At 49.2% G+C, this 23,145-nt stretch carries 17 protein-coding genes; all 17 read left to right on the top strand.

Going from position 1 to position 23,145, the window contains the following annotated elements; all coding sequences use genetic code 11:
- Positions 1-275 precede the first annotated feature (275 nt).
- The 17 genes from ACFQRK_RS12195 (at position 276) to ACFQRK_RS12275 (ending at position 23,138) form a co-directional block, all read left to right on the top strand.
- Entirely contained in the window at positions 276-827 is a 552-nt protein-coding gene (locus tag ACFQRK_RS12195) for a DUF4255 domain-containing protein (protein WP_379006995.1), read from the top strand.
- Positions 828-848: 21 nt separating this feature from the next.
- The gene (locus tag ACFQRK_RS12200) at positions 849-2,267 is read left to right on the top strand and encodes a phage tail sheath family protein (protein ID WP_379006997.1); all 1,419 of its coding nucleotides are present in this window, start codon (positions 849-851) and stop codon (positions 2,265-2,267) included.
- A 44-nt stretch (positions 2,268-2,311) separates the two neighbouring features.
- On the top strand, positions 2,312-2,746 hold the full coding sequence (locus tag ACFQRK_RS12205) for a phage tail protein (protein WP_379006999.1): 435 nt from the start codon (positions 2,312-2,314) through the stop codon (positions 2,744-2,746).
- Positions 2,746-3,237 carry a phage tail protein gene (locus ACFQRK_RS12210; protein ID WP_379007001.1) on the top strand — a complete coding sequence of 164 codons (492 nt, stop codon included), beginning with the start codon at positions 2,746-2,748 and terminating at the stop codon, positions 3,235-3,237. The genes ACFQRK_RS12205 and ACFQRK_RS12210 overlap by 1 nt, the downstream gene beginning before the upstream one ends.
- Positions 3,238-3,249: 12 nt before the next feature.
- The gene (locus ACFQRK_RS12215; RefSeq protein ID WP_379007002.1) at positions 3,250-3,414 is read left to right on the top strand and encodes a DUF5908 family protein; all 165 of its coding nucleotides are present in this window, start codon (positions 3,250-3,252) and stop codon (positions 3,412-3,414) included.
- Positions 3,414-4,133, top strand: coding sequence for a LysM peptidoglycan-binding domain-containing protein (locus tag ACFQRK_RS12220; protein ID WP_379007004.1), 720 nt, complete (start codon positions 3,414-3,416; stop codon positions 4,131-4,133). The genes ACFQRK_RS12215 and ACFQRK_RS12220 overlap by 1 nt, the downstream gene beginning before the upstream one ends.
- Positions 4,134-4,137: 4 nt before the next feature.
- Entirely contained in the window at positions 4,138-5,889 is a 1,752-nt protein-coding gene (vgrG, locus tag ACFQRK_RS12225) for a type VI secretion system tip protein VgrG (RefSeq protein WP_379007005.1), read from the top strand.
- Positions 5,890-5,895: 6 nt separating this feature from the next.
- Complete coding sequence (locus ACFQRK_RS12230) at positions 5,896-6,183, top strand: PAAR domain-containing protein (protein WP_379007006.1); 288 nt, start codon at positions 5,896-5,898, stop codon at positions 6,181-6,183.
- A 3-nt stretch (positions 6,184-6,186) separates the two neighbouring features.
- Positions 6,187-6,606: a GPW/gp25 family protein gene (locus ACFQRK_RS12235; protein ID WP_379007008.1), complete on the top strand. Its 420-nt coding sequence runs from the start codon at positions 6,187-6,189 to the stop codon at positions 6,604-6,606.
- A 3-nt stretch (positions 6,607-6,609) separates the two neighbouring features.
- Positions 6,610-10,179: a hypothetical protein gene (locus ACFQRK_RS12240; protein WP_379007009.1), complete on the top strand. Its 3,570-nt coding sequence runs from the start codon at positions 6,610-6,612 to the stop codon at positions 10,177-10,179.
- On the top strand, positions 10,176-13,124 hold the full coding sequence (locus ACFQRK_RS12245) for a hypothetical protein (RefSeq protein WP_379007011.1): 2,949 nt from the start codon (positions 10,176-10,178) through the stop codon (positions 13,122-13,124). Before ACFQRK_RS12240 ends, ACFQRK_RS12245 begins: the two co-directional genes overlap by 4 nt.
- A 2-nt stretch (positions 13,125-13,126) precedes the next feature.
- Complete coding sequence (locus tag ACFQRK_RS12250; protein WP_379007013.1) at positions 13,127-16,744, top strand: hypothetical protein; 3,618 nt, start codon at positions 13,127-13,129, stop codon at positions 16,742-16,744.
- 6 nt (positions 16,745-16,750) lie between these two features.
- Positions 16,751-18,229, top strand: coding sequence for a contractile injection system tape measure protein (locus ACFQRK_RS12255; protein ID WP_379007015.1), 1,479 nt, complete (start codon positions 16,751-16,753; stop codon positions 18,227-18,229).
- Positions 18,230-18,248: 19 nt separating this feature from the next.
- On the top strand, positions 18,249-19,865 hold the full coding sequence (locus tag ACFQRK_RS12260) for an N-acetylmuramidase domain-containing protein (protein WP_379007018.1): 1,617 nt from the start codon (positions 18,249-18,251) through the stop codon (positions 19,863-19,865).
- 29 nt (positions 19,866-19,894) lie between these two features.
- Positions 19,895-21,670, top strand: coding sequence for a DUF4157 domain-containing protein (locus ACFQRK_RS12265; RefSeq protein ID WP_379007020.1), 1,776 nt, complete (start codon positions 19,895-19,897; stop codon positions 21,668-21,670).
- A 158-nt stretch (positions 21,671-21,828) separates the two neighbouring features.
- Positions 21,829-22,011, top strand: a complete 183-nt coding sequence (locus tag ACFQRK_RS12270) for a hypothetical protein (protein WP_379007023.1) — start codon at positions 21,829-21,831, stop codon at positions 22,009-22,011.
- A gap of 11 nt (positions 22,012-22,022) precedes the next feature.
- A complete protein-coding gene (locus tag ACFQRK_RS12275; RefSeq protein ID WP_379007025.1) occupies positions 22,023-23,138 on the top strand; it encodes a hypothetical protein in 1,116 nt (371 codons plus the stop codon).
- The last annotated feature ends 7 nt before the right edge of the window (positions 23,139-23,145 follow it).

Genomic DNA, 23,145 nt, shown 5'->3' on the forward strand with positions numbered 1-23,145 from the left:
CTTCCCATCCCGAACAGAGCAGTTAAGCCCGCCAGAGCCGATGGTATTGCCGTAACAGGCGTGAGAGTAGGTCGGTGCCGGATTTTATAAGAAGCCCCGTTGCAGAATGCAGCGGGGCTTTCTTTTTTTGAGATAGGTATTTAATACTCCTTTTCCTAGACGCGTACCAATTAAACCGAAAGTAAAATTACACCAAAATAGGTATTGCCCACGTTTCCAGCGCTTTTGATATTTGTGTTGTTCGGCATGTTGCCGGGCGATAGCAAACTACCAAAATGCTTTATCCCGCAATCGAGAATATTCAGCATCTCCTAAATAACGGTATCGGTCCTACAGTGGCCATCGCCAATATAGCTGAATATACCAGCGGAGGCGAGGAGCAACACGATGCGGATATCCTTATTTCGCTTGTTAATATTGAAGAAGTTCGGTTGGCTAGGGAGCCACGCTATGTCGTCAAGATCGAAGACGAACTTTATCCTAAAAATCCCGCGGTACACTTAGATCTCTCCCTATTGTTCACTGCTTATGGCGCTGGCTATGAGAATAACATACGGAATCTACAGGACGTGATAGCTTTTTTCCAAAAGCAGCCTGTTTTTCGCGCTATCGATATCACAGAGCTTGCCAATGATGGGATCGAACGGCTGACCTTGGAGTTGGTGACACTCTCGTTCGAACAACTGCAACAGCTATGGTCCATGTTAGGCGGGAAATATCAGCCTTCCGTCCTTTACAAAATGCGTATGTTGACCATCGATAGCAGGGAGGAACAACCGGTTATCGCCATCAGGGAAGTTGAAACGATCTTGAAAAGAAGAAATTAATAGAACTTAAATTTTATAGCAATGGCACAAATTAATGAAACTGCGATCAAAACTCCGGGGGTATATGTGAATGAAATACCTTTGTTTCCGCCCTCAATTGCTCAGGTGGAAACTGCAATTCCAGCTTTTATCGGCCACACACAAAAAGCCGAGAATGAATTGGGTGAATCGTTGATCAATAAGCCTACCAAGATTTATTCACTTAAGGAGTACGAACAATATTTCGGCGGGCCTGAGAATCAGACCGATATTAAGGTAACTGTTCAGCAAACGACCGAGGGCTCGACAGTGTCAGCACTTTCGGCAGTAGCTGAGTTACCTGCTGACAAAGTATCAAAATATAAGATGTACTACAGCCTGCGGCTCTATTTTGCTAATGGAGGCGGTCCCTGCTATATTGTATCAGCAGCCGCGACCTCGGCGAACATTACGCCTGCGACCTTGGAAGGTGGATTAAATGCATTGGCAACAAGTGATGAACCGACTCTTATTGTCATTCCCGACGGTTTGTCGCTTGCCAAAGACAAGTATTACGAGTTAATGGGTAAAGCGATTGACCAATGTGTCCTATTGCAGGATCGGTTCACGTTGTTGGACGTGCATTCGGAAGGAACCAATGTAACCAGCACCATTAACGCCTTCCGTGCGGAATTTACGAAAAATGACAACCTGAATTATGGGGCGGTCTACTATCCGTACCTTAAAACAACTTTTGAATATGCATATGCCGATACAGCAGTCAACATTGTGGTAGTAACCAACGGAACTGCAGCAGCAGCTGTAAAGCTGAATACATTGAAAACTACGCAAACGGCAATCTATAACCTGTGCGTGGAAACTATCAATACAAAATTAAGCCCGACATTGCCTCCATCCGCGGCCATGGCCGGTATTTATGCGCGTGTAGATGGTTCAAGAGGAGTCTGGAAGGCCCCGGCCAACGTATCGGTCAATTCTGTATACGGACTAAGTGCAAATATTTCCGATGCCGAACAAGGGGCAATGAATATGGACGCCACGACGGGAAAATCGGTGAACGCGATACGTTCGTTTCAGGGCAAAGGATTTCTGGTATGGGGCGCTCGTACTCTGGCAGGGAACGATAACGAATGGCGTTACGTGAACGTAAGGAGGCTTTTTATCACCGTCGAAGAATCGGCGAAGAAGGCAACCCTCCAGTTTGTTTTCGAACCCAACGATGCGAATACCTGGGTGAAAGTACGTGCCATGCTCGAAAATTACCTGACCCTTCTATGGCGGCAAGGAGCTTTGGCTGGTAGTAAGCCGGAGCATGCGTTTTATGTGCGATGCGGGTTAAATCAGACTATGACTGCCCAAGACATTCTCGACGGTAAATTGATTGTGGAAATCGGTATGGCTGCGGTACGTCCTGCGGAATTTATTATCCTCCGGTTCTCGCATAAAATGCAAGAGTCTTAGCTGCGCAGCCGTGTCATAATGTTGAATTCATAAATCATAATAAAATGGCAAATTATCCTCTTCCAAAGTTTCATTTCCAAGTAGAATGGGGTGGAGCAAAGATCGGTTTCAGCGAAGTATCGGGCTTGGACGTATCGGTCGAAGCGATTGAATACCGCGATGGCGCAAGTCCGGAATACCATAAAATTAAAATGCCGGGCCTCCAGAGTTTTTCAAATATCACGATGAAACGGGGTATTTTTAAGGGCGACAATGATTTTTACAATTGGTGGAATACAGTGGCCCTGAACACTATTGAACGCCGGGATCTAATCATTTCGTTACTGGATGAAGCACACGCGCCCGTGGTGGTCTGGAAAATAAAAAATGCCTGGCCCCTTAAAGTTCAGTCGACCGACCTCAGTTCCACGGGAAATGATGTGGCCATCGAGACCATCGAGATTGCACATGAAGGTTTGACTATTCAAAATGAAGGGTAATGTTTGCATATCCTCCCGTCGGCTTTCACTTTTTGGTGACGTTCGAGCTGTTTCCGCAGACGCCCAATGATTTCCGTTTCCAGGAGGTGACGGGTCTGGAAATGACTATGGAAATGGAACCTTTCGCCGAAGGCGGGCAGAACCGTTTCACTTGGGAGCTGCCTGTAAAAGCTCAATATAGTGACCTGGTACTTAAACGGGGAATGTTCATCGGTTCGGGGATTCTTATGTGGTGCAAAAATGCGTTTGAGAACTTTGTTTTTGAACCTGTGAACATTCTGATTGCGCTGTTGAACGACCAACACGTGCCTATTCAGGCGTGGTATGTGGTCAATGCAATTCCAAAAAAATGGACGGTATCTGCTTTTGATGCAACGAAAAGCAGTGTGGTGGTAGAGAGTATCACATTGAGTTACCAGTATTTCAATATCATCAGTGTGGACTCGCTTTTATCTGCCTCAGGAAGCCTCAGCGGATCCATCAGTATTTAATGAAGAAACGCTATGCCCATTGAAATTAAGGAACTGCATATTAAGGCTGTAGTTGTAGCTGACCAGCAGTCGCTTATGTCGCGCGAATCGATTAACCTCGCAAAATTAAAGCGGGAAATTTCCGAGGAAGTACTTAGGAAACTTATGCAAAAATTGGGACAAAAAAATGAACGATAATGTTTGGAGATCTTACATCCGCCGAGAAACTTTATGTGGAAGCGTACCTTGATGCGGCTTTCACCCGAAAAGCGCCGGGCGAAAAATTCAGTGCCTTGATTAATCCCGCTTCCTACACCTGTAAATATGAGTTTGAGTATGATGACACGCAGGCTGGGGGGCGCTCGTCCGTGAAGATGAAATTCAATAAGATCAAGCCGCAGAAGTTCACGTTTGATTTTCTGTTTGACAGCACCGGAGTGGTGAAGAATGCAGCGGTATTGAATGTTTCCGTGGCCAATCCATTTGCAAAGCCAGCCTCCGTGGCCGAACAATTGGAAGACTTCAAGAAAAAGATCATTGAATTCAAGGGCGACACCCATCGTCCATATTACTTGAAAATACACTGGGGTACACTGCTGTTCAAGGGAGTACTGAACCAAATTGATATCGAGTATAAAGTATTTACTTCTGATGGAACACCGATACGCGCGGTAGCCAAATGCGCTTTTACGGAAAGTATTGAAGACGAACTCCGTGAAGCGATCGAAAACAAGCAGAGCTCGGATATTACCCACGAGCGAATTTTTGTAGAAACCGATCGCATCGACCGGATGGCGGAGCAGATTTATGCACGGAATGAATTTTACATCGATGTGGCCTTCTTTAATGAACTGGATGGCTTTCGAAACATCAAACCGGGCAGCAAACTGTATTTTCCACCCTTAGAAAAACAATAAAGTTATGCCGACAGCCTCCAACAACCGGGATTTGGTTACCTATACGATTCTTTCTGGCAGTAGCGCCCCGCTCACAGCGGCCGATGAACTACCCGGGGTGGTACCTGTTATCGAGATCCATATTGACAGCGCACTTAATAAAATTCCGACGGCAACCTTGACGGTAGCGGATGGTAGTGTGGCTGATCAGGATTTTGAGGTGAGCCGAAGCCGATGGCTGACACCCGGAAAATTTATCGAGATCAAAGCAGGATACGACGGAGATAATACGACGGTATTCAAAGGAATTGTTGTTGCAAATAGCCATCAGATACAGGATTCCGGGTCACTGTTGGTAGTTACCTGTAAGCATGAGACGGTACGGATGACACTGGGTAAAAAAAGCCGTTACTATACAGACGTGATGGATAGCGACGTGGCCGAGCAATTGCTTGCGGAAAGCGGCATCAGTGATTATAAGATAATCACAACCGATGTTGTGCACGAACAATTGCTCCAGAACCAGGTCAGCGATTGGGATTTCATGATGACACGATTGGATGTGAACGGATTGTATTATTCGGTAAACCAAGGGAAAATTGTGATCGGGAAAGCGGGCACCGACGGAGATTCGGTGCTGGCCCTCACATTCGGAAGCAATATCGTATCGCTTGAGGCATCTATTGACGCACGTACGCAATCTACCTCTGTGCTTAGTTATGCGTGGGATCAGTCAGTGCAGGACATCGAAGAATCTGAGGGTGAAGTGAGTCTGTCTGCCTATGCCGGAGATCGATCCGCAGATGAGCTGGCTGAAGTGATGGGTAAGGCGTTTGAGATGCGCCTATCCGGCGGGATGTCAGTTCAAGAACTTCAGAAATTGGCAAACGCGAAGAAAATTCGGCAATTGCTTGCCAAGATTAAGGGTAAAGTTAAGTTTTCGGGAGTTTCAGCCGTAGTTCCAGGGGTCTATATCACTTTATCCGGACTGGGAGATCAATTCAATGGGAAAGTATTTGTTTCCGGTGTGCAGCATGAAATCGGCGAGGGTAACTGGATGACCGAAGCGACGCTGGGCTGGGAAGAGGCCTTCTTTTCCGAAAAAATCTTTCCGGAACACCCGGTTTCTTCCTCCGGGCAATATGTGGCCACCCAGGGATTGCATGTCGGCGTGGTGACGGATATTGTTGATCCAGCAGGGAGAGGCCGGATCCGCGTGCGTTTGCCGATCGTCGGTATGGCGGAAGATGGAATTTATGCGCGTTTGGCAACCCTGGATGCGGGCAATAACCGGGGAACCTTCTTCTTGCCGGAAATAAATGATGAAGTGATTGTAGGTTTTTTGGGTGACGATCCCAACTACCCTGTGGTGTTGGGAATGCTGCATAGCGGAGCGAACCCACCGCCCATCGCGCCAACCGATGAAAATAACGAAAAGGGCTATGTGTCCCGTTCAGAAATAAAAGTGCTTTTCCACGATGGGGACAAACGCGTTTCTATCGAAACGCCGGGAGGACGGAAACTGACGTTGGATGATACCAACGGATTGTGCAGCCTGGAAGATGCGGCCGGCAATAAGCTAGTATTGGATGACAGCGGGATAACCCTGTCTTCGGCCAAAAATTTGACATTGGAAGCTATGTCTTCGCTATCGATATCGGCCCCGCAATTGATGATCGAAGCGGATGCTACCGCCGAGCTATCCGCAAACGGATCGCTAAGCGTGAGAAGCTCAGGCATCACTGAAATAAAAGGATCTATGGTGAAAATAAATTAGTCGATCATGAGTTTAGCTGCGAGAGTCACTGATATGCATACCTGCCCGATGAGCAGTCCGAATCCGCATGTGGGCGGAGTGGTGCTGCCGGCGGGTTGCCCAACTGTACTGATCGGTGGGTTACCCGCCGCAAGGATTGGCGATCTTTGTGCTTGCCCCGGCCCACCGAATGCAATCGTGAAGGGATCGGCGACTGTGCTTATCGGCGGACTTCCCGCCGCACGGATGGGCGACCCGACGGCTCACGGAGGCGTGATTACAAGTGGCTGCGGCACCGTATTAATAGGAGGATAACCGATGGATAAGTTGCATAAATCCTTTTTAGGTACCGGATGGAGCTTCCCGCCACAGTTTGATAACGAAGGTGGAAGCGTTGAGATGCTGAGTGATGGGGAAGATATCCGGAGTAGTCTCGAAATCCTGCTGTCAACCCGGCCCGGTGAACGGGTAATGTTTCCCAGTTATGGCTGCAACCTGGATGAATTGCTGTTTGAGCCATTGACGACAACCATGAAAACTTACATGAAGGACCTGATACAGACAGCCATATTATATCACGAGCCGCGTATTGTGGTCGATAAAATCGAACTGGTAGATACCGGCGAAATGGAAGGACGTATTCTCATAAACATCGCGTATACGATACGCTCGACCAATTCACGATTTAATTATGTTTTTCCTTTTTATATCCAGGAAGGAACCGAAGTAAAACGATAGACCATGGCATGCTCAGATAAAAATGGCTTGATCCGTGAGGGAACCGGGCGATATAACCGATCGTTGGCGGCACTGTCGCCTGATTTTGCTAAGGTAGACGAACGGGAATTACGGGATCTGTTATTGTTTGCACAGCGTTATGCGGCCCACGTTACTTATTTTGATAACGAAAATAACGCCAAAGGCAATTGGGAACCCTTCATCCAACCTGATCTGAGTGTAGCGCTCGCGACGTTGGCGGCGGTTGATCCGATTTCGTTTACCGACTATTACAAATCACTCGTGAAACGCATTCGATTGGCCGTAAGAGCGGAAGAAGTTGAACAGGCCAAACAGTGCTTTAAGTATCTATTCGATTTGGTGTATACGCTGGTTAAGACGGTTGACGACCAGTGTATGCGGTTGTCGGAAGAATTGGATTACCAACGAAGCATCCAAGACATCATTACCGCAAAAATCAGCCGGGCTTTCCTACGTTTGTTTACATTCAAAAATGCGCATGCGGCATTACTGGCTGCATCAAATGTAACGGATCCCTTGGCTCCCTTCGTTGTGCTGAATTCCGCTGTGACGGTTTATACGTTTCATTACATCGATACCGATGCAACCGAAACCCTGAACCTCACGATACCGGATACGGACGACGGCTCAAAGATTCATTTTATTATCCACCACAACCTATTCCAGCAGCAGGTGAAAGCGATCTTTGCTGGAATTGCGTCGGCCACCGTAAAAGCGGAAACTTTGTTTGACAAATCAGTGGGAAACTATCGCAACCATAAACCCCACATGGCGTTGCTGCTGACCTTTTTGCAGCTGTTCCGTCATGCACAAACCCAGCTGAATGAATACGGACGGAAACATCTGGAATACTATTACCGGGATGTTTTGCAGTTGAAATCAAGAAAAGCGGAGCCGGATCACGCTCATCTGATCTTCGACCTGCACACCCGTACGGCAAATCACTTACTAAAAGCGGGCACTTTGTTCAAGGGAGGGCAGGATCAAAGCGGAAACTCGCTGGTATATCAGCTGTCACAGGACACGGTACTTAACCAAGCGAAGGTGGGGTTGGTCTATTCATTGAAAAAGGCTAACGGGGCACTGTATGCAACAGCGCATAGCAACGAAGCACAGCCATTTTTATTTGGCGAAGCCGGAGCTCCACTTGCGTCAACCGGATTTGCAGTCGCTTCCAATCTGCTTTTCTTAAAAGGAGGTGAACGGACAATCACCCTGTCTATCCGGTTTAAATCGTTGGCGGGAATCCGTAAAGCGCATTCGATAGATAACCTGGTATTCCGCACGTTATTGACGGGCGAAAAAGGCTGGTTGGAGGATCGGGTCACCGCAAATTATCAACCACAGCGGGGCGAATTGACATTTTCCATTACAGTCGATGGTGGAAAAGAAGCTATCCGGGGCTATGAGGAAAAAATACATCAACGGAATATGCAGGTCTCTTTACCTGTGTTGTTGGTTTATTTTGACCAGGTGGCGTCCGGATTCGCTTACGATACGCTGGCCGAACAGCTCGTCGATACGATTCAGATCACCGTAGCAGTGCGGGGCTATAAAGATTTTGTGCTCAGCAACGATATCGGGTTGCTGGACGGAAGCAAACCTTTTAAGCCGTTTGGCGATCTGCCCCGCAGGAATGCAGGGTTTTACATCGGAAGTGACGAACTGTTTCAAAAGCCGCTTACCGCTTTAACGTTAACCATGGACATGCCTGCGGCATTTTCCGCTAGTTACCTCCAACGCGGAACCTGGAATCAAGTGGTAGTGACAACGGTGGGGGAAGAACATACGTTAAAGTTACCGGGGCAACCAATTCAAGCAACGATTCCAACCGTGCAATCAAGGCGTTCTTACGGCAGCGGGGAACGGGATGGCTACATCCGGTTGTCGCTGGACAGCGATCAATATTCGTTGTCGTCTTTTATGGATAGCCTGACGCAAAGCTTCAATGACACCCGGATGATGAAAATAGTACCCATGGAGACATCGGGGGCCATAGACAGGGTGTTTGCTGAACAGGCGGAAACAAAGGCACAGGCCAAGGGATTGACGGCTGCGAAAGAAATAAATGTGGACAAGACCGCGTCAGGGGTGTCATTGGGCATTGCCCAGCAAGAAATACTGAAGAAAATAACCTTGGCTACCCAATTTGAAGGATTCCGGATGGTCCGCAATTCGACTCCTACACCCAAGGAGTTGATCGTAGCGGATTTTGAAGCCAGTTATACGGCTGTAGACACCCTAGCATTTTCGCCGCAGTCGCAGAAGAATGCTTTTTTTCATCTCTATCCATTTGGGTATAAGCAGATAACGAGCAAAAAATTGCTGGGGCTATTGCCTGGCTTTTCAAATCCAGGGGAATTATTCATCGGCTTGACTCAGGTTACGTCGCCGAAAACGGTATCCGTGCTTTTCGAAGTAGTGGAAGGCAGTGCCAACCCCTTAAAACCCAGTGAAAGTGTTTCGTGGTATTACCTCAATCAGGAAAATAACTGGGAGGCTTTTGAAAAAGCAACGCTGATCGACGGAACGTTGAATCTGACGCGGACGGGTATTGTCACCATCTCATTTCCTTCCGATGCCGTGCATACGGGTACCGTGATGCCAGCGGGAATGTTATGGTTGAAAGTGGCCGTGCAAGGGCAGATTGATGCGGTCTGTAAGCTGAGAGCGATTACCGCACAAGCCGGTCAGGTCGAGCTGGTACAGGATGAAATCAATAACGTTTATTTTACGGAAATACGTCCAAAGGGAAGTATTGCTAAATTGGTGGTGAACGATGCAGCAATTAAAGGTATAAACCAGCCTGCGGATTCTTTCGGAGGAAGGCTAGCGGAATCCGGGGCAGCATTCTATAGCCGTGTGAGCGAGCGACTGCGTCATAAACAACGCGCTATAACCCTATGGGACTACGAGCACCTGGTGCTGGAACAGTTTCCTTCGATCTATAAAGCGAAATGCATCAATAGAGCGGGATTTGTCGATCACAACGGCGTAACCGAGTTCTGCGAAAACTTTCCCGGCCATGTTACCCTTGTGACTATCCCCGATTTAAGTAAATCAACCTATGCAAATCCTCTGCGCCCGTATACGCCAATCGGGACGTTGGTTGATATCACCAATTACCTGCGGAAAATCAGTAATCCATTTGTTGCGTTGCATGTCCGTAACCCGCAATTCGAAGAGATACAACTAGCGTTTGACGTGGTGCTTCGCCCTAACAGGGATGCGGCTTTTTACCTAAATCAACTGAACGACGATATTGAGCGTTTTCTCTGTCCATGGGCATTCGACACGGCAAAGCAAGTTTCCTTTGGCGGTAAAATACAGAAAAGTTCGCTCATCGATTTCATAGACGGACGGCCTTATGTTTATGCGGTGAGCGGATTTAAAATGCATCACATCATCCGCGATGAGAACGACGCTGTCCAGACAGCACACTACAACGTAGAAGAAATCGTGGCGTCTTCTTCCCGTTCCATACTGGTTTCGTATGCCAATGGAACGGCCAGACACCAAATCCGGGTATTACAAAACTGCGAATGCGCATGAAACCTGTTATGAAAAGCTACACAATAGCTGCAAAGCGACAGCTAACTCCGGCGATGGACTATGAATGGCTTCGCGGAGAGGGGTTGAAGCACATTGAGCAACTAGCTAGTGATTTATGGACCGATTACAATGCCCATGATCCGGGAATTACCCTGTTGGAAGCGCTTTGTTACGCCATTACTGAACTGAGCTATCGGAGTGATTTTGATACGAAAGATCTGCTACACGGCGCATCCGGCCAGGTATTGTACAACGCCCGCGAAATTTTGACGAACCATCCCTTTACCATTGCCGATTACCGGAAATTGCTGATCGATATCGAAGGGGTAAATAACGCTTGGCTTTATCCGGCTAACAGCCAAGAGACGCCCATCTTCTACAACCGTTCGAATAAGACGTTACAGCTGACGGCTACAGATACACCGATTCACATTAACGGTCTGTATGAGGTGGTGCTTGATTTGGACAACGAAGAGCCGTATGGCGATCTAAACTCGGGAGATATCGAATGGATAAGTCCCGATGGCGAATCCGCGCTAAACGTTGAATTTCCAAGTTATGGAAACATCGATCGGACCGTTTTGAAGACCAATATCATTTCCGCAACCGTTGTCAATGTGACCGGAAAATACCCATATGAATTGATCTTGAATGCGGCAGGAGACGCTACGTTCAAATTTCCTTTTGCGGTTACCGTTGCCAAACATCCGTCTACTGGAAAAATAACGGCCGCTCAAATTTGGGACCTATTGCAAGCAGAAGGAATTGCGAGCCAACTGGCGGACGCTTATATTCAAAAATTGAAAACGATTGACGATGTATTCAAGCGTGTGATCCGTCGGTTACAATCTCATCGAAACCTCTGCGAAGATTTTGTGTCCATCAGACAGGTGCCTTATGAAGAAGTCGCTTTATGCATGGATGTGGATATTTCGCCGGAGGCCGACATCGAGTATGTACAGGCCGCTTTGCTTTTTGCCATTGAAAATTACCTGAATCCTTCGGTCAATTTTTATTCATTGAAGGAATTGCTCGATAAGGGCTGGGACGTCCCCGATATCTACGACGGCGTGGCGCTTACGAATGGATTCATCGATCCGAAGGAGCTGGACGAAGCCCAGTTACGTACCCATGTCTACGCTTCGGATATCATTAGCTTGCTGATGGATATTGAGGGAGTCTTGTCTGTCAGGAACCTGTTGATGACCAAGTACGATACAGACGGCCAGCCCGTGGACGGCGCCGTTGGCGTGGAGTGGTGCCTGCAGATTACTGGGCAGCATAAGCCAATTTTGAGCACTTCCCGGTCGAAAATACTATTTTATAAAGACGGTTTTCCTTTCCATGCCAATGCGGACGAAGTAAAGGATACCCTGATGGTCCTGAAAGCCCAGCGGACCTTCGGAAAGCGCAAGGGGTATGACGTGGAACTCACGCCGGAGAAGGGGCGGTCACGCGATACGCTCAGTTACCGCCCGGTTCAGTACGACCTGCCAATGGCATACGGCGTGGGTGAAGCTGGCCTTCCCCCGCATGCCGATGTGCTACGTAAAGCGCAGCAGCGGCAATTGAAGGGATACTTGCTATTTTTTGAACAACTTCTGGCAGATTTCCTCGCCCAATTGACACATGCCCACACGTTGTTTTCCGTCGGAGATATCAAGCAAACGTATTTTGCGCAGTATCTCGGCGATATTAAAGACAGCGAAGGTTTGTTGTCGGAAGCATTCGAGAATGCGATTACGGGCGCTCCGGATGTGCAAGGTTGGAGAGACCTTTACGAGAATAAAAGCCAATTCCTGGCGCGCCGCAATCGCTTGTTAGACCATTTGCTTGCCCGCTTCGCGGAGTCTTTCAACGACTTTGCGTTGTTGCAGTACCGAATCAATTTAGAAGAGCAGACAGCCGAACGGATCGACAGTGAAGAGCTCATTGCCGCCAAAATCCAGGCATTGAAAAGATATCCGGAGATCAGTGCAAACCGGTCCCAGGCATTTAACTATTTCCCGCAAACGGACGAGTACGGATTAGCGGAAACGATGCTTTGGGATACGGAGAATATTTCCGGCCTGGAAAAACGGGTGGGAACGTTGATCGGCGTCCGCGATGTGTCACGTAGGTTTTTATACTGTATTCGGAATGCCGAAGTGCGTTGCGAAGAAGAGTGGGTGGATGGAGAACTCCGTTGTCTACATCGTTTTGAGCTTACCTCCCGCGAAGGGATCGTATTGGCTTCCGAAAAATTCGCCGAGAAAGCGCAAGCCGAAACCGTCTTGAAGAAAATCTTTGATACGGTTCTCCTTCCCCAAAATTTCGGGGTTGAAGGAAATAAGCTCGTCCTGTCGATCGATGAAGATAAACTGCTGGAGACGGTCAATACGTTTGAAACGGCGGCTGAAGCCAATGAAGCCATCGAAAAACTGGTTGCCGAATTCGGCGGTGAATGCGGGGATCCGGAGGGAATGCACCTGATCGAGCATGTGTTGCTCCGGCCAAGAAGCGATGCGTTTAAGCTGATGGACCTGTGCGGAATGGAAGGGGATTGTCCCTGTGAGCTGGATACGTATTCGTTCAGGGCGTCGGTGGTATTGCCCTATTGGCCGGACCATTTCGACCACCCTTCTTTCCGTAATTATGTGGAAGACCGGCTGCAGGAGGAAGCACCGGCACACGTCCAACTGAAGGTCTGTTGGATCAGCAATGAACAGATGCGTCTGTTTGAGATTCGGTACAAAGCCTGGATAGAAGCACTGGCAAACTATTTCCAGGAAGATAGGCGAGACCTTTCCCGTCTGCAGGAAACCAGCGATGAGTTGTTGGAATTATTGCCACAACTGAAGAATATCCATCCGCAGGCGACACTTCACAACTGCTCGGAGAGCAGCATAGAAACTAATCCGGTCATGTTGGGCAAAACAATTTTAGGGACTTATTTAAATCAATGACCATGAACAATATGGAGTCATATCCCCTTTTTGAGGCGGATCAGGTACTGACCAATAATCACCTGAACGACACCGTCAGCTATTTGGAGCGGCAAGAGCGCCTGTCCCGGATCCGACTTATCGGGAGCGGGATTGTAGGTGGATTGGAAATCACAACATCTGATGAGAGCATTGTAATAGGCGACGGCTACGGCATCACCTCACAAGGATATCTTATCCAGCATTGTCAGCAGGAATATACCCATTACATCGACTTTGTTTCCCCGGATATTCCCACGGGAATGGACTTTATCGTGGGATGTGGTGAAGACGAAGCTCCCGGGTGGCCATATTATGGGATGGAAGGAATTTTAGAACTCGTGCCCGCAGCATCACCGGCCGAAGGCAAGAAGGCCGTCTCTTTGTTGAAAAAAGGCGAGTACGTGGTGGTACTTCTATTGGAGGCAAAACAGGTCAAGCTGAAAAACTGCGACACCAACGACTGCAATGACAAGGGCAGTCGGTTGGATTTTACAGTGAAACCCTTATTGGTACACATCACACTTTTACAAGGAGGCGACGAATCCTCTGTTGATTCCCTGCTTTTAAAGCGATACGGTGTGCCGGCAAATAGCCGCCTGGAGAGCGGCGAATCCATACTCAATGGATTTTACGAGCTGGTCGACGACGATACGCTGACGAAGCTGGAACAGAACCTGAAAATGTGCTGGGACCGCTATGCTGCCATATTAGGATTTCCCGAATCCAATCCGTTCGAAAAGCTTGATCTGAAAGCATTGCGGGATAAATTCAGCTATCAGAAGGGAAATTTCCACTACATCCAGTATTTCTACGACTTTATAGACGATCTGATCAAGGCTGTCAGGGAATTCCATGAGAAAGTACAGGACTTTTGGGGCAGGCTACATGCAAATGAAACACATTTCCCATTGCATCTGACCCTCGGATTGGCGTCGGAAAGCACCCGGTTTGGTACTTGCGACCGGTATCGCCAATACTTCGTTCCGGTGCATCACCTCCACGGCCAGCAACACTTCAAAGAAGAAATTGCTCTGCTGTTGCAACGTATACGGTATATGATAGCCGATTTTGATGGTACATTGCCGTCTAAAAACCAGGTTCCCCGGATTACCCCAAGTCAGATCGGGGCGAATCTACTCTCCGACCGGAGCATTCCCTTTTACTATCGATTGAACGACTTATATAAATGGTGGAACTATCGGCTTAGCCGGATCGGTGTCCCCCACATGAATCGCGGGTATCATCTGCGTACAGCCATCGATGCACCGGAGGCTGTCAAGAACGTGTTGCTTTATGACACCGAGCGTTTTAATGCCTTTCGGATAGAAGGACATGTCGGCAAGCCCTACGCCACCGCACTATCGGAGATTATTGCTGAGCGGGATAAATACAACCTGCCTTTTGACGTGGTGGCACTCAGCGCGGTTGATCTGGAACGGATAGCCTATGGAAACGACGTGTCGTGCCAGGTACAAGACCTGGAATCCAATTACAACGTAATGATAGCCGGATTGCTGTGCCGTGTAGAACAGTTGCTGACTTATGTAGGCGGTCTACGACCGAAGAAAGATACCGACATCGGTGACATACGACTGATCGATACCGTTAAGGTTAGCGATACATTATCGCTACCCACGTTTTCAAAAAAGGTAACCGAAATCCGGAAAGAAGTGGACCTGCAAAAGAAAGTGACCACGCAGCCCGTAGTTAGGAAGGTAAACTACATTGAAAAGATCGTCGATTTAGGCAAGGATGATCAAGAAGTGAAACTGATGGATTTCGTAGCGAAGGATATCAATTCATTTCTGGTTACCGACCGGAAATTATTTGAGTATGTATTGCCGAAACCAGATTTGTTGCTGGTGTTTCTTCAGCGGCTCAATGCCATATTTGGTTATCTTTTTGAAAATGATCTTCGTGAGTTTGATGTAGATGCCTATAACAAGCTATGGGCGGAGTACGAGTCGACGGTAAACAGCATCATCAAAGAGTCTGCAAATTCACAGAACGAGGAATTGAAAGCGTATTTCGCTCCCAAAAACAACAACGTGTTGTTTAATTGTGCGAACGAAGAATTGTATGCCATTAAGGAGGAATACAACGAACGGCTCAAACGGTATCAGGAGGCCACCACCTTTGCCCGTTATTTTGAACGGCACAAGGGACTGGAACATAAAGCCGGAGTACCTAAAGGAGGAACTTTTGTGCTGGTGTACCAACCGTCCGCACCGCGTTATACCGCCACCATACCGGAGAAGGAAATACGCTTGATGGATCGGTTGGCCGATCTTGGTATAGAGGAACCAGCTGAAACGACGATTAAGAAAGAAGTGGGGTATAAGTACGCAGACACCGTAAGCCTCATCGAAAAATTAGGCCTTGGGGTCGATGCGACCAAAGTGTTGGATGCATTGAAGAAGAGAGAAGAGGCTGAGAAGTTGGTGAGTCGGTTGCCGGGCGGTGTGGTCATTGCCGATTTCTACATACCCTATCTGGTTAAAAGCAATTGTCAGCCGATCGCATATGTCTTTCAAAAGGACACAGGCGATGGGCCCTCGCAACCGGAAGAACCGGAGGAAGGTCAGCCTTCTGTCGTCATAGAACCTACCACGTTTTGTACCAACGATACGCAGGAATATTCGATAAAGGTCAGCCCAGAAGGGGGAAAATTGACTCTTAATGGAAAAGCGAGTGAAGCGAAGATAGTTCCCGCACGTTTGGGAAAAGGCACATTTGAGGTGGTATACACATTGGCATCTGGAGCTAAAGCAAGTACACAATTTATGGTGGAGGAAGCCGCCGAACCGGATTTCGAAGTTGCAGGGGCTGATTATTCGGAAAAAGATGGAAATTGGAAATTGATCCTGAAGTCTGCTGTGTCTAGCGGTGCCCCACTCAAATCGCAGTGGCTGCTGGATGGTAAACCTGTTGCGGAAAACCAGTCCGAAATCAGCCAGCTACTTACCGTCAATAACCCGCGTACTACGATTGCCTATTCGGTTACCGAAAGCACCTGCGGTACCGGAGAAAAGGTCCGTGCGTTCGTCCGCGATGAACAGGCAAAAACCGTTTGTTCGGACGCCGCAACCTTGACAATCCCCGTAAAAACCTCGGGGACGGTCGTTGTTGTAGCGGCACCGAAGGGTGTAACCACCAAAGGTACGGATCTGGTTATTTCACCGGAGCAGATGGCAAAGAACGGACTGAAACAGGGTGTAATTGCATACCACTATGCGAATGGGGATACCCACGTATTGGCGGTTTTGACAATCACGCTAGGCACCGCATCTTTTGAAGCAACCATCGGATTACCGCAAAGCGATGTGGTGGTGATCCGGAGAGAAATTAAAAATACCGTGAACATTGCATTAAAAGCGTTGTCGACCGGAGGAACATCAACATGGACCGTCAACGGAAAGAAAACCAAGGAAACAGTCAGCATTCCGCTCGCAGAGTTCGAAAAGCTTAAAGAATTAACAATTACGCATCGGATTGATTTTGGTGACGGCCCCTGCGGAGCCGAAAAAACATATACGCAATCCATCGCCGTGCTTCGCAGACAGTTGGTAGCCAACAAGGGAAAAATCGTGGTGGAATAGAAAGCCATGGATCGCAGCCCACATATCATCCATAGACAATCGCTGGAAGTTGACTTTCGTCGCCCCGGGCAGGACAAAGGAATGCAAGATCGCGTGGCCGCGGTTTATTACCAGCGGATATTGCCCCAACTAGCCAACTTGTTTGACGGGATTGGTTATGGACCCGAGGCACTGAGGATTCCGGTGTTGTCGATTGATTGCGGAGAAATCTCCGAAGCGGATTGGGAGGAAAGGCTGACCGAACGTGTAGTCAGTTCACTCACGAATGAACTTCAGTCCTATCGCGGTTCGGCGCTTAAAGAAGGAAATCAGGACAATCGGGATGGGGCGGATTCACAATGGGTCGAAGATTTTATCCATTTCGTAAAACGGGGGAAATTTCAATGGGAAAGCCGGAAAGAAGCGATCTCTGATTTTGAAAAGCGGTTTAAACCCGAACCTGCTTTTTTGGATGATCTCGCTTGCGTACTGCATGTGTCTACCGATGCTATGAACCGCCTCTTTCACCATTTTTCTAGCCATTTTATTCGTCGGTTGTGCGATGCATTTGTTGCCCGCCTTTCGTCGGACGATGCCGCGTACGTAGCATTTCTGAGGCAAGTGGGTGTGAATCCCGAAACCCTATCCAGGTCAGTTATTAGCGCTTATGGTGCCATACGTGATAAACAGGCCACAAAACCTGTGCGCTTTTCCATCGTTCTGCTGTCCATTGTTTGGCCAGCCCTGGACGTCACTCATAAAACTAATATGGTGCAAGGCGTCCACCGGTTTCTCAAAAATAAACAAACGGACGGTAAATTCTCCTTTGCCACCCCGTCGTTTATCGCCTCGTTACGGTCATTGGCCCAGGACGAGTTCCCTGCTTCGACACGAGCTTTCCAATCTAAAGGGCCCACCGGGCAAGCTATTCGGCGAAGCGTAGAAAACACGGTTAGCAACGGCAGCGAAGACGTAAGACTGCCGGACAAGGCAACTCATGAGGAACCGTTTTACCTCGGCAATGCAGGGCTGGTACTGGCCTATCCCTTTATCGAACCCTTGATGCAACACGTGGGACTTATCGGTGAAGATATTCCCTTTTCGGTAGAAAACAGGGCGCAAGCCGCGCTCTTGCTTCACTGTTTGGTATACGCGTCGCCTGCATTTGACGAAAGTGCACTGGCTTTAAACAAAGTACTTTGCGGGTTGAGACCGGAATCTTTTGTTAATCTTGATGTATTTGAATGCACGCCCGCGGTTAAGCAAGAATGTGAGGATGTGCTTCATTCCATCGTCACACATTGGCATGTGCTCCGAAATACCAGTGCCGAAGGGCTGCGGGAAACCTTCTTGCAACGTGAGGGCAAGCTGACTCGACGGGCCAACAACTGGCTGTTGCAGGTCGATTCGCGGGGTGTGGATGTGCTGATGGCAAGTTTGCCATGGTCAATTGGTATAATCAAATTGCCCTGGATGGAGTGCATGTTATATGTCGAGTGGATATGAACAATTAAAACCTACAGTTATGGAACTACTCAAAATCAACAGCCGTGGAGACGCCGTAGAGTTGCTACAGGAATTACTCAATGAATATGGCCATGAATTGGTCGTCAACGGAATATTTGACGAGGCAACCGAGCAGGCTGTCCGGTCCTTCCAAAACGATCATGATCTAGTGGCTGACGGGATTGTCTATACCAAAACATGGACGAAGCTCATCAACGGGACACCGATAGATTTGAGTAAGATGGAAGACAAATACCTGAAAGAAGCAGACCTTAACCGGGTTGCGGAAGCCCTATCCGTGGACGTTGCTATTATGAAGGCGGTGAATGAGGTAGAGAGCAGAGGCCGTGGATTCAACGCCGACGGCAACCCGAAAATACTGTTCGAAGGGCATGTATTCTGGAAGGAGTTGGAAAGGCGCGGGATCGATCCGGCAGCCCACGTTTCAGGCAACGAAGATGTGTTATACAAAAAATGGACGAAAGCTTACTACAAAGGCGGCATTGCGGAGTATGAGCGGCTAAACAAGGCCATCAACGTAATTCCCAATAACAGCAAAGTCGCCGACGCCGCTTATGCTTCTGCCTCATGGGGATTATTTCAGATTATGGGCTTTCATTACGAAACGTTGGGATATAGTTCAGTAACGGGATTCGTCGGCGATATGCAATTGGGTGAACGGCAGCAACTGGAAGCATTTGGCAAATTCCTGCAAGCCAATAACCTGCTAACGTACCTCCGGAATCGGCAATGGGCGGAGTTCGCTAAGCGTTATAACGGTCCCGATTATGCAGCTAATCAATACGATATCAAATTAAAGGAAGCTTATCACAAATACGCATCCATATCGGCGGATGCCGGCGCGCCGAAAACGGCTCGTGAGGCGATAAAAAAGGGAAGCACCGGAGCGTTGGTAAAAGAGCTGCAATCCATACTGAACGAGCTGGATTATGCCGTGCCGGTAAATGGGGTTTTTGACATCCAAACGGAGCAGGCCGTAAAAGATTTCCAAAGTTCGCATTTGGATAAGCACCAACAGCCACTGACCGTCGATGGCGTTGTCGGTGCGCTGACCTGGTGGGCGCTTGAAAATCCGCGCCCCCGCGTGGTGTCCGGTGTCATCGAATACCATAAATTACCTCCCTCAGAATATGGAGAAAGCCCGTTGGGAAGAGCGGCGCTGCGCATAGCCATCAATGAGTTGAAAGCCGGCGCAGGTGAGGTAGGCGGAAATAACAAAGGCCCCTGGGTGCGGAAATATATGGAGCCCGCCGGATTACCCGAGGGATATCCTTGGTGTGCGGCTTTCGTAAGCTGGTGCTTTCTGCAGGCCGTGGGCGGGAATCGTAAAGACATGCCATTCAAGTATTCAGCCGGCGCACGCGATGTATTCAACCAATTGAAAAATAAAGGCTGGAGTTTTTCGGGAGAGTCCGAGAAGCAACCGAAGCCGGGGGATGTCGTTTGCTGGTGGCGTACTTCGTTGGCGTCCGGAAATGGGCATATCGGCTTTGTTCACCACTGCAAAGATGGCTTCCTATATACCATTGAAGGCAACAAAGCAGCCAATGTCGCCGGATTTTCCTACGTAAAGACGCGCATGGAAAAATTGCTCGGGTTTGCCAGGGTTTATTGATACATGATCGTTACTAAAATGCTACTGTGATGCAGTCACCAAAAGTCACGTCAGATACCGAGGTTAAAAGAACCATCCCGGGCGTTTTTTTCCAACCCAAATTGAGGATAAACCAACCGGGCGACAAGTACGAACAGGAAGCGGATGCAATGGCCGATCAAGTTATGCGGATGACCGTACAGCGCAAGTGCAAGCATTGCGAGGAAGAAGAAAAGCGGATCCATCGAAAAGAAACCGACTTGGTTGCCCCACCGGTGGATGAAGAATTCGAAACCTATGTATCTTCACTGCATGGGCGCGGTACCGTACTGCCCCAGTCCGAGCGGGATTTTTTTGAACCCCGTTTCGGCTATGATTTCTCCACCGTGCGTATCCACACCGGAGGTGAGGCGGCGCAGTCGGCAGACCGGATCAATGCATTGGCCTATACTTCAGGGAATAACATCGTATTTAATGCCGGTCAGTATCAACCCGGATCTGAAAACGGAAAGCGGCTCTTGGCGCACGAGTTGACCCACGTGGTGCAGCAAGGAGGAGGCAACGGAGCCATACAACGGCAAACGGCACGTCGCGTGACGCCCAATGTGGTGGAAGTGGAACATGAAGGAGAACGCTACCGGGTAACCCGGGTGTTGGAGAGCAGACGGAGGGGCAGCGGATCTTCCGGCTCGATAGATGCCGACATTGACCGGACCAACATCACGATCACGATTAGGGTCTGTCGCGATACCACGCGGGGCACGGTCGAACTGGGTGCAAACATTCCGGAAAGCGCTATCGGAGTCGCCCGGAGAATTTTGGATGCCGTCACCCGCGGAGCCATCGGCGACATAGAAAGTGTGCTTGAAGGAGTCGATGTAACGCCTTTTATCGAAGTCTTGATTGCCCGATCCGGTCAGTTCAGCATCACGGCGCGGGGCGAAGTTACCGTTGGACTGGAAGGCGTTACCGGAGGTGCAGGCTCCTTGGGTATTCGGATAGGGCCCCTCGACATCGGAATCCGGGGACAGGGAGACGATGAGGGATGGACGCTCGGCGGCAACATTACGGTTACCCCGGGCCGTACCGATGAAACATTTGAATGTACTTCGGTACCGCTTTCGGTCAAGCTGGTCTGCGAGAAGTGGCATGAGGCATCGCCGTATAACATTACGGTTCCGGTTCCCTACCGGGACACCCAAAGCCGTTTTATATACTTCGACTATGCAGCTGCAACCATCGATCGGACCCGGAGCGCCCGGATGCTCACCGAGATTACAACGCTGCTGCAAGAAGGGTATCGGGTAACGCGTATCACAGGGCATACGTCTCCGGAAGGACCGATGCAACGGGGAAGGCGATTTGAGGGTAATGATCAATTGGGACAAAGCAGAGCAACCGCTGCACTCGCTGAAATTGAATCCATCTGCGCAGCGCAGCAATTACGCATGCGGGATCCCAGACGGTGTACGGCAGATGCTGTACGCGATGTACAACCCATCGGACTAGGCGAGTTGTATACGCTTTCAGACGATAGGGGCCGCGAAATAGAGGGTAGGCAACTGGCACAGCATGCTGTCGATCAATTCAAAACCTCAGCGGATGAATCGGCTCATCGCACGGAAGAACTGCTGGAACAAATGGAAACGATGAGTCCAGAGCAGCAACGCGATACGGTATATCCGCTGTTGCGCCGGGCAACCATCACGTTGGAAAAAAGCGGCATGCGAGACGAACAAATAACGCTGGAAGAACCGGCAGGTTATCGCAGGGTGGGCTGTCCGCAAGCAGTCGAAACAGCCGCTCGCGTGCAGTTTTCACTTTAACTGACCGATTTGGTAACATCATGAATTTCTGGGAACGACTAACAGATAGATTGCACATGCATGAAGTGCTGCTCTTCATATTGGAAGTTTGCTTTTTTTGGTTTTGCTCATTTTAAGGGTATGATATGTTTTTCTTTATGATACCGCTTGACAACGATATGATGACGCGTAATAGGCTTGGACAGGATTTTCAGCAACGGGCATCGGAGCATGCGTTCGGGCATATGTTGGGTGTACCGCATATCGAGTGTGATCCACAGACCGGTACCTGCCCATCCCATACGCCGGTATACCCGATCGGTGACTATCCAATGCCGGGCAGGGCTTCTCACATAACTTAACGACAAACCTTATGGCGTACGATCATAAACCGCGGATTTCATCCTTGTCAATGCCGGTAGTCACGTTCCCCGGCAGTCACACCGGTTCGGGTGCCATGCCTTTTTTCCAGCCTGCACTCAGTCCGTTACGCAATCAGGTCGGCCAGCGCAGCCCGCAACGACAGCCCGATCCTTTATTCAGGTCTGTCCCCCAGGGAGAGATCAGCCGTGCGGAATTTGATCAATACCTGAGGGATTATTTTGGTGTACAGGATATCCATACAGGCACTCAGACCGAACAAGAAGTGTCTTTGACCAGACACGGGCGCCCGGCACCTTCCATTCCCAACTGGGAATCCTGGGACCCCGGGACCTCTTCGGCTGACTACGCCCATATCATCCAAGCAATTGAAGATGTTGCAGCAACCTTCGGTGCCATCCCGACCATCCGTACGGTGGTGTTTTTTAAGATGGATTATGAGCCGAACGCCGCCAGTGTCGGTATTGCGAGACCCGACGTCGGGGCCTCATTCGGAGGGGGAAAGTTGACGATTTTTGAAGCATTTTCGCGTAGTCGTGCGTTTCCGAATGCTAGGAGCAATGCCAGCGGTTCCCATCCTTCTGCGGGGGTGGTTCTTGCTCCTGCAGCCGGAGAAACGCCCGGAGCGCCCCTGCCTTATCAATCGCGTGTACACAGCCTGCGGGAAAACATCGTGCACGAGTTGGGACACGCGATGGCTGAAGATGCGCACCGTGCCGATCCCAATGTATTTACCGAGTTCAATCGTGCAACCGGCTGGGTTGGCGGCCGGTTATTTGATATCGGCCAGCAGGCAGTAGCCGATGCGATAGATCAGGGTATACCGCCGCCTGCCCAATATCACATTCAGGACCACGATTGGAACAGTCCGCGGTGGAACGAACAACCGATGTCCCGCTATGCCGTGGCGGGAGGTCCCGGAGAGGATTTTGCGGAAACCATCGCAGCGTTCGTCTACGCTAATTCGGTACTGCAACAACGTTCACCGGCACGGTATCGATTCATCAGAGATCATATCGATCTATGGAGGGCACAAATGCAAGCGCTGCCACCACCCGTAATGCGTGGGGATTTTCCGCTGATTGAAGAATTCCGCCATATGGCTTAACACTGAA

Origin of the sequence: Parapedobacter sp. GCM10030251, from assembly GCF_042666505.1 — a bacterium.
In the GTDB taxonomy this organism is placed as follows: domain Bacteria; phylum Bacteroidota; class Bacteroidia; order Sphingobacteriales; family Sphingobacteriaceae; genus Parapedobacter.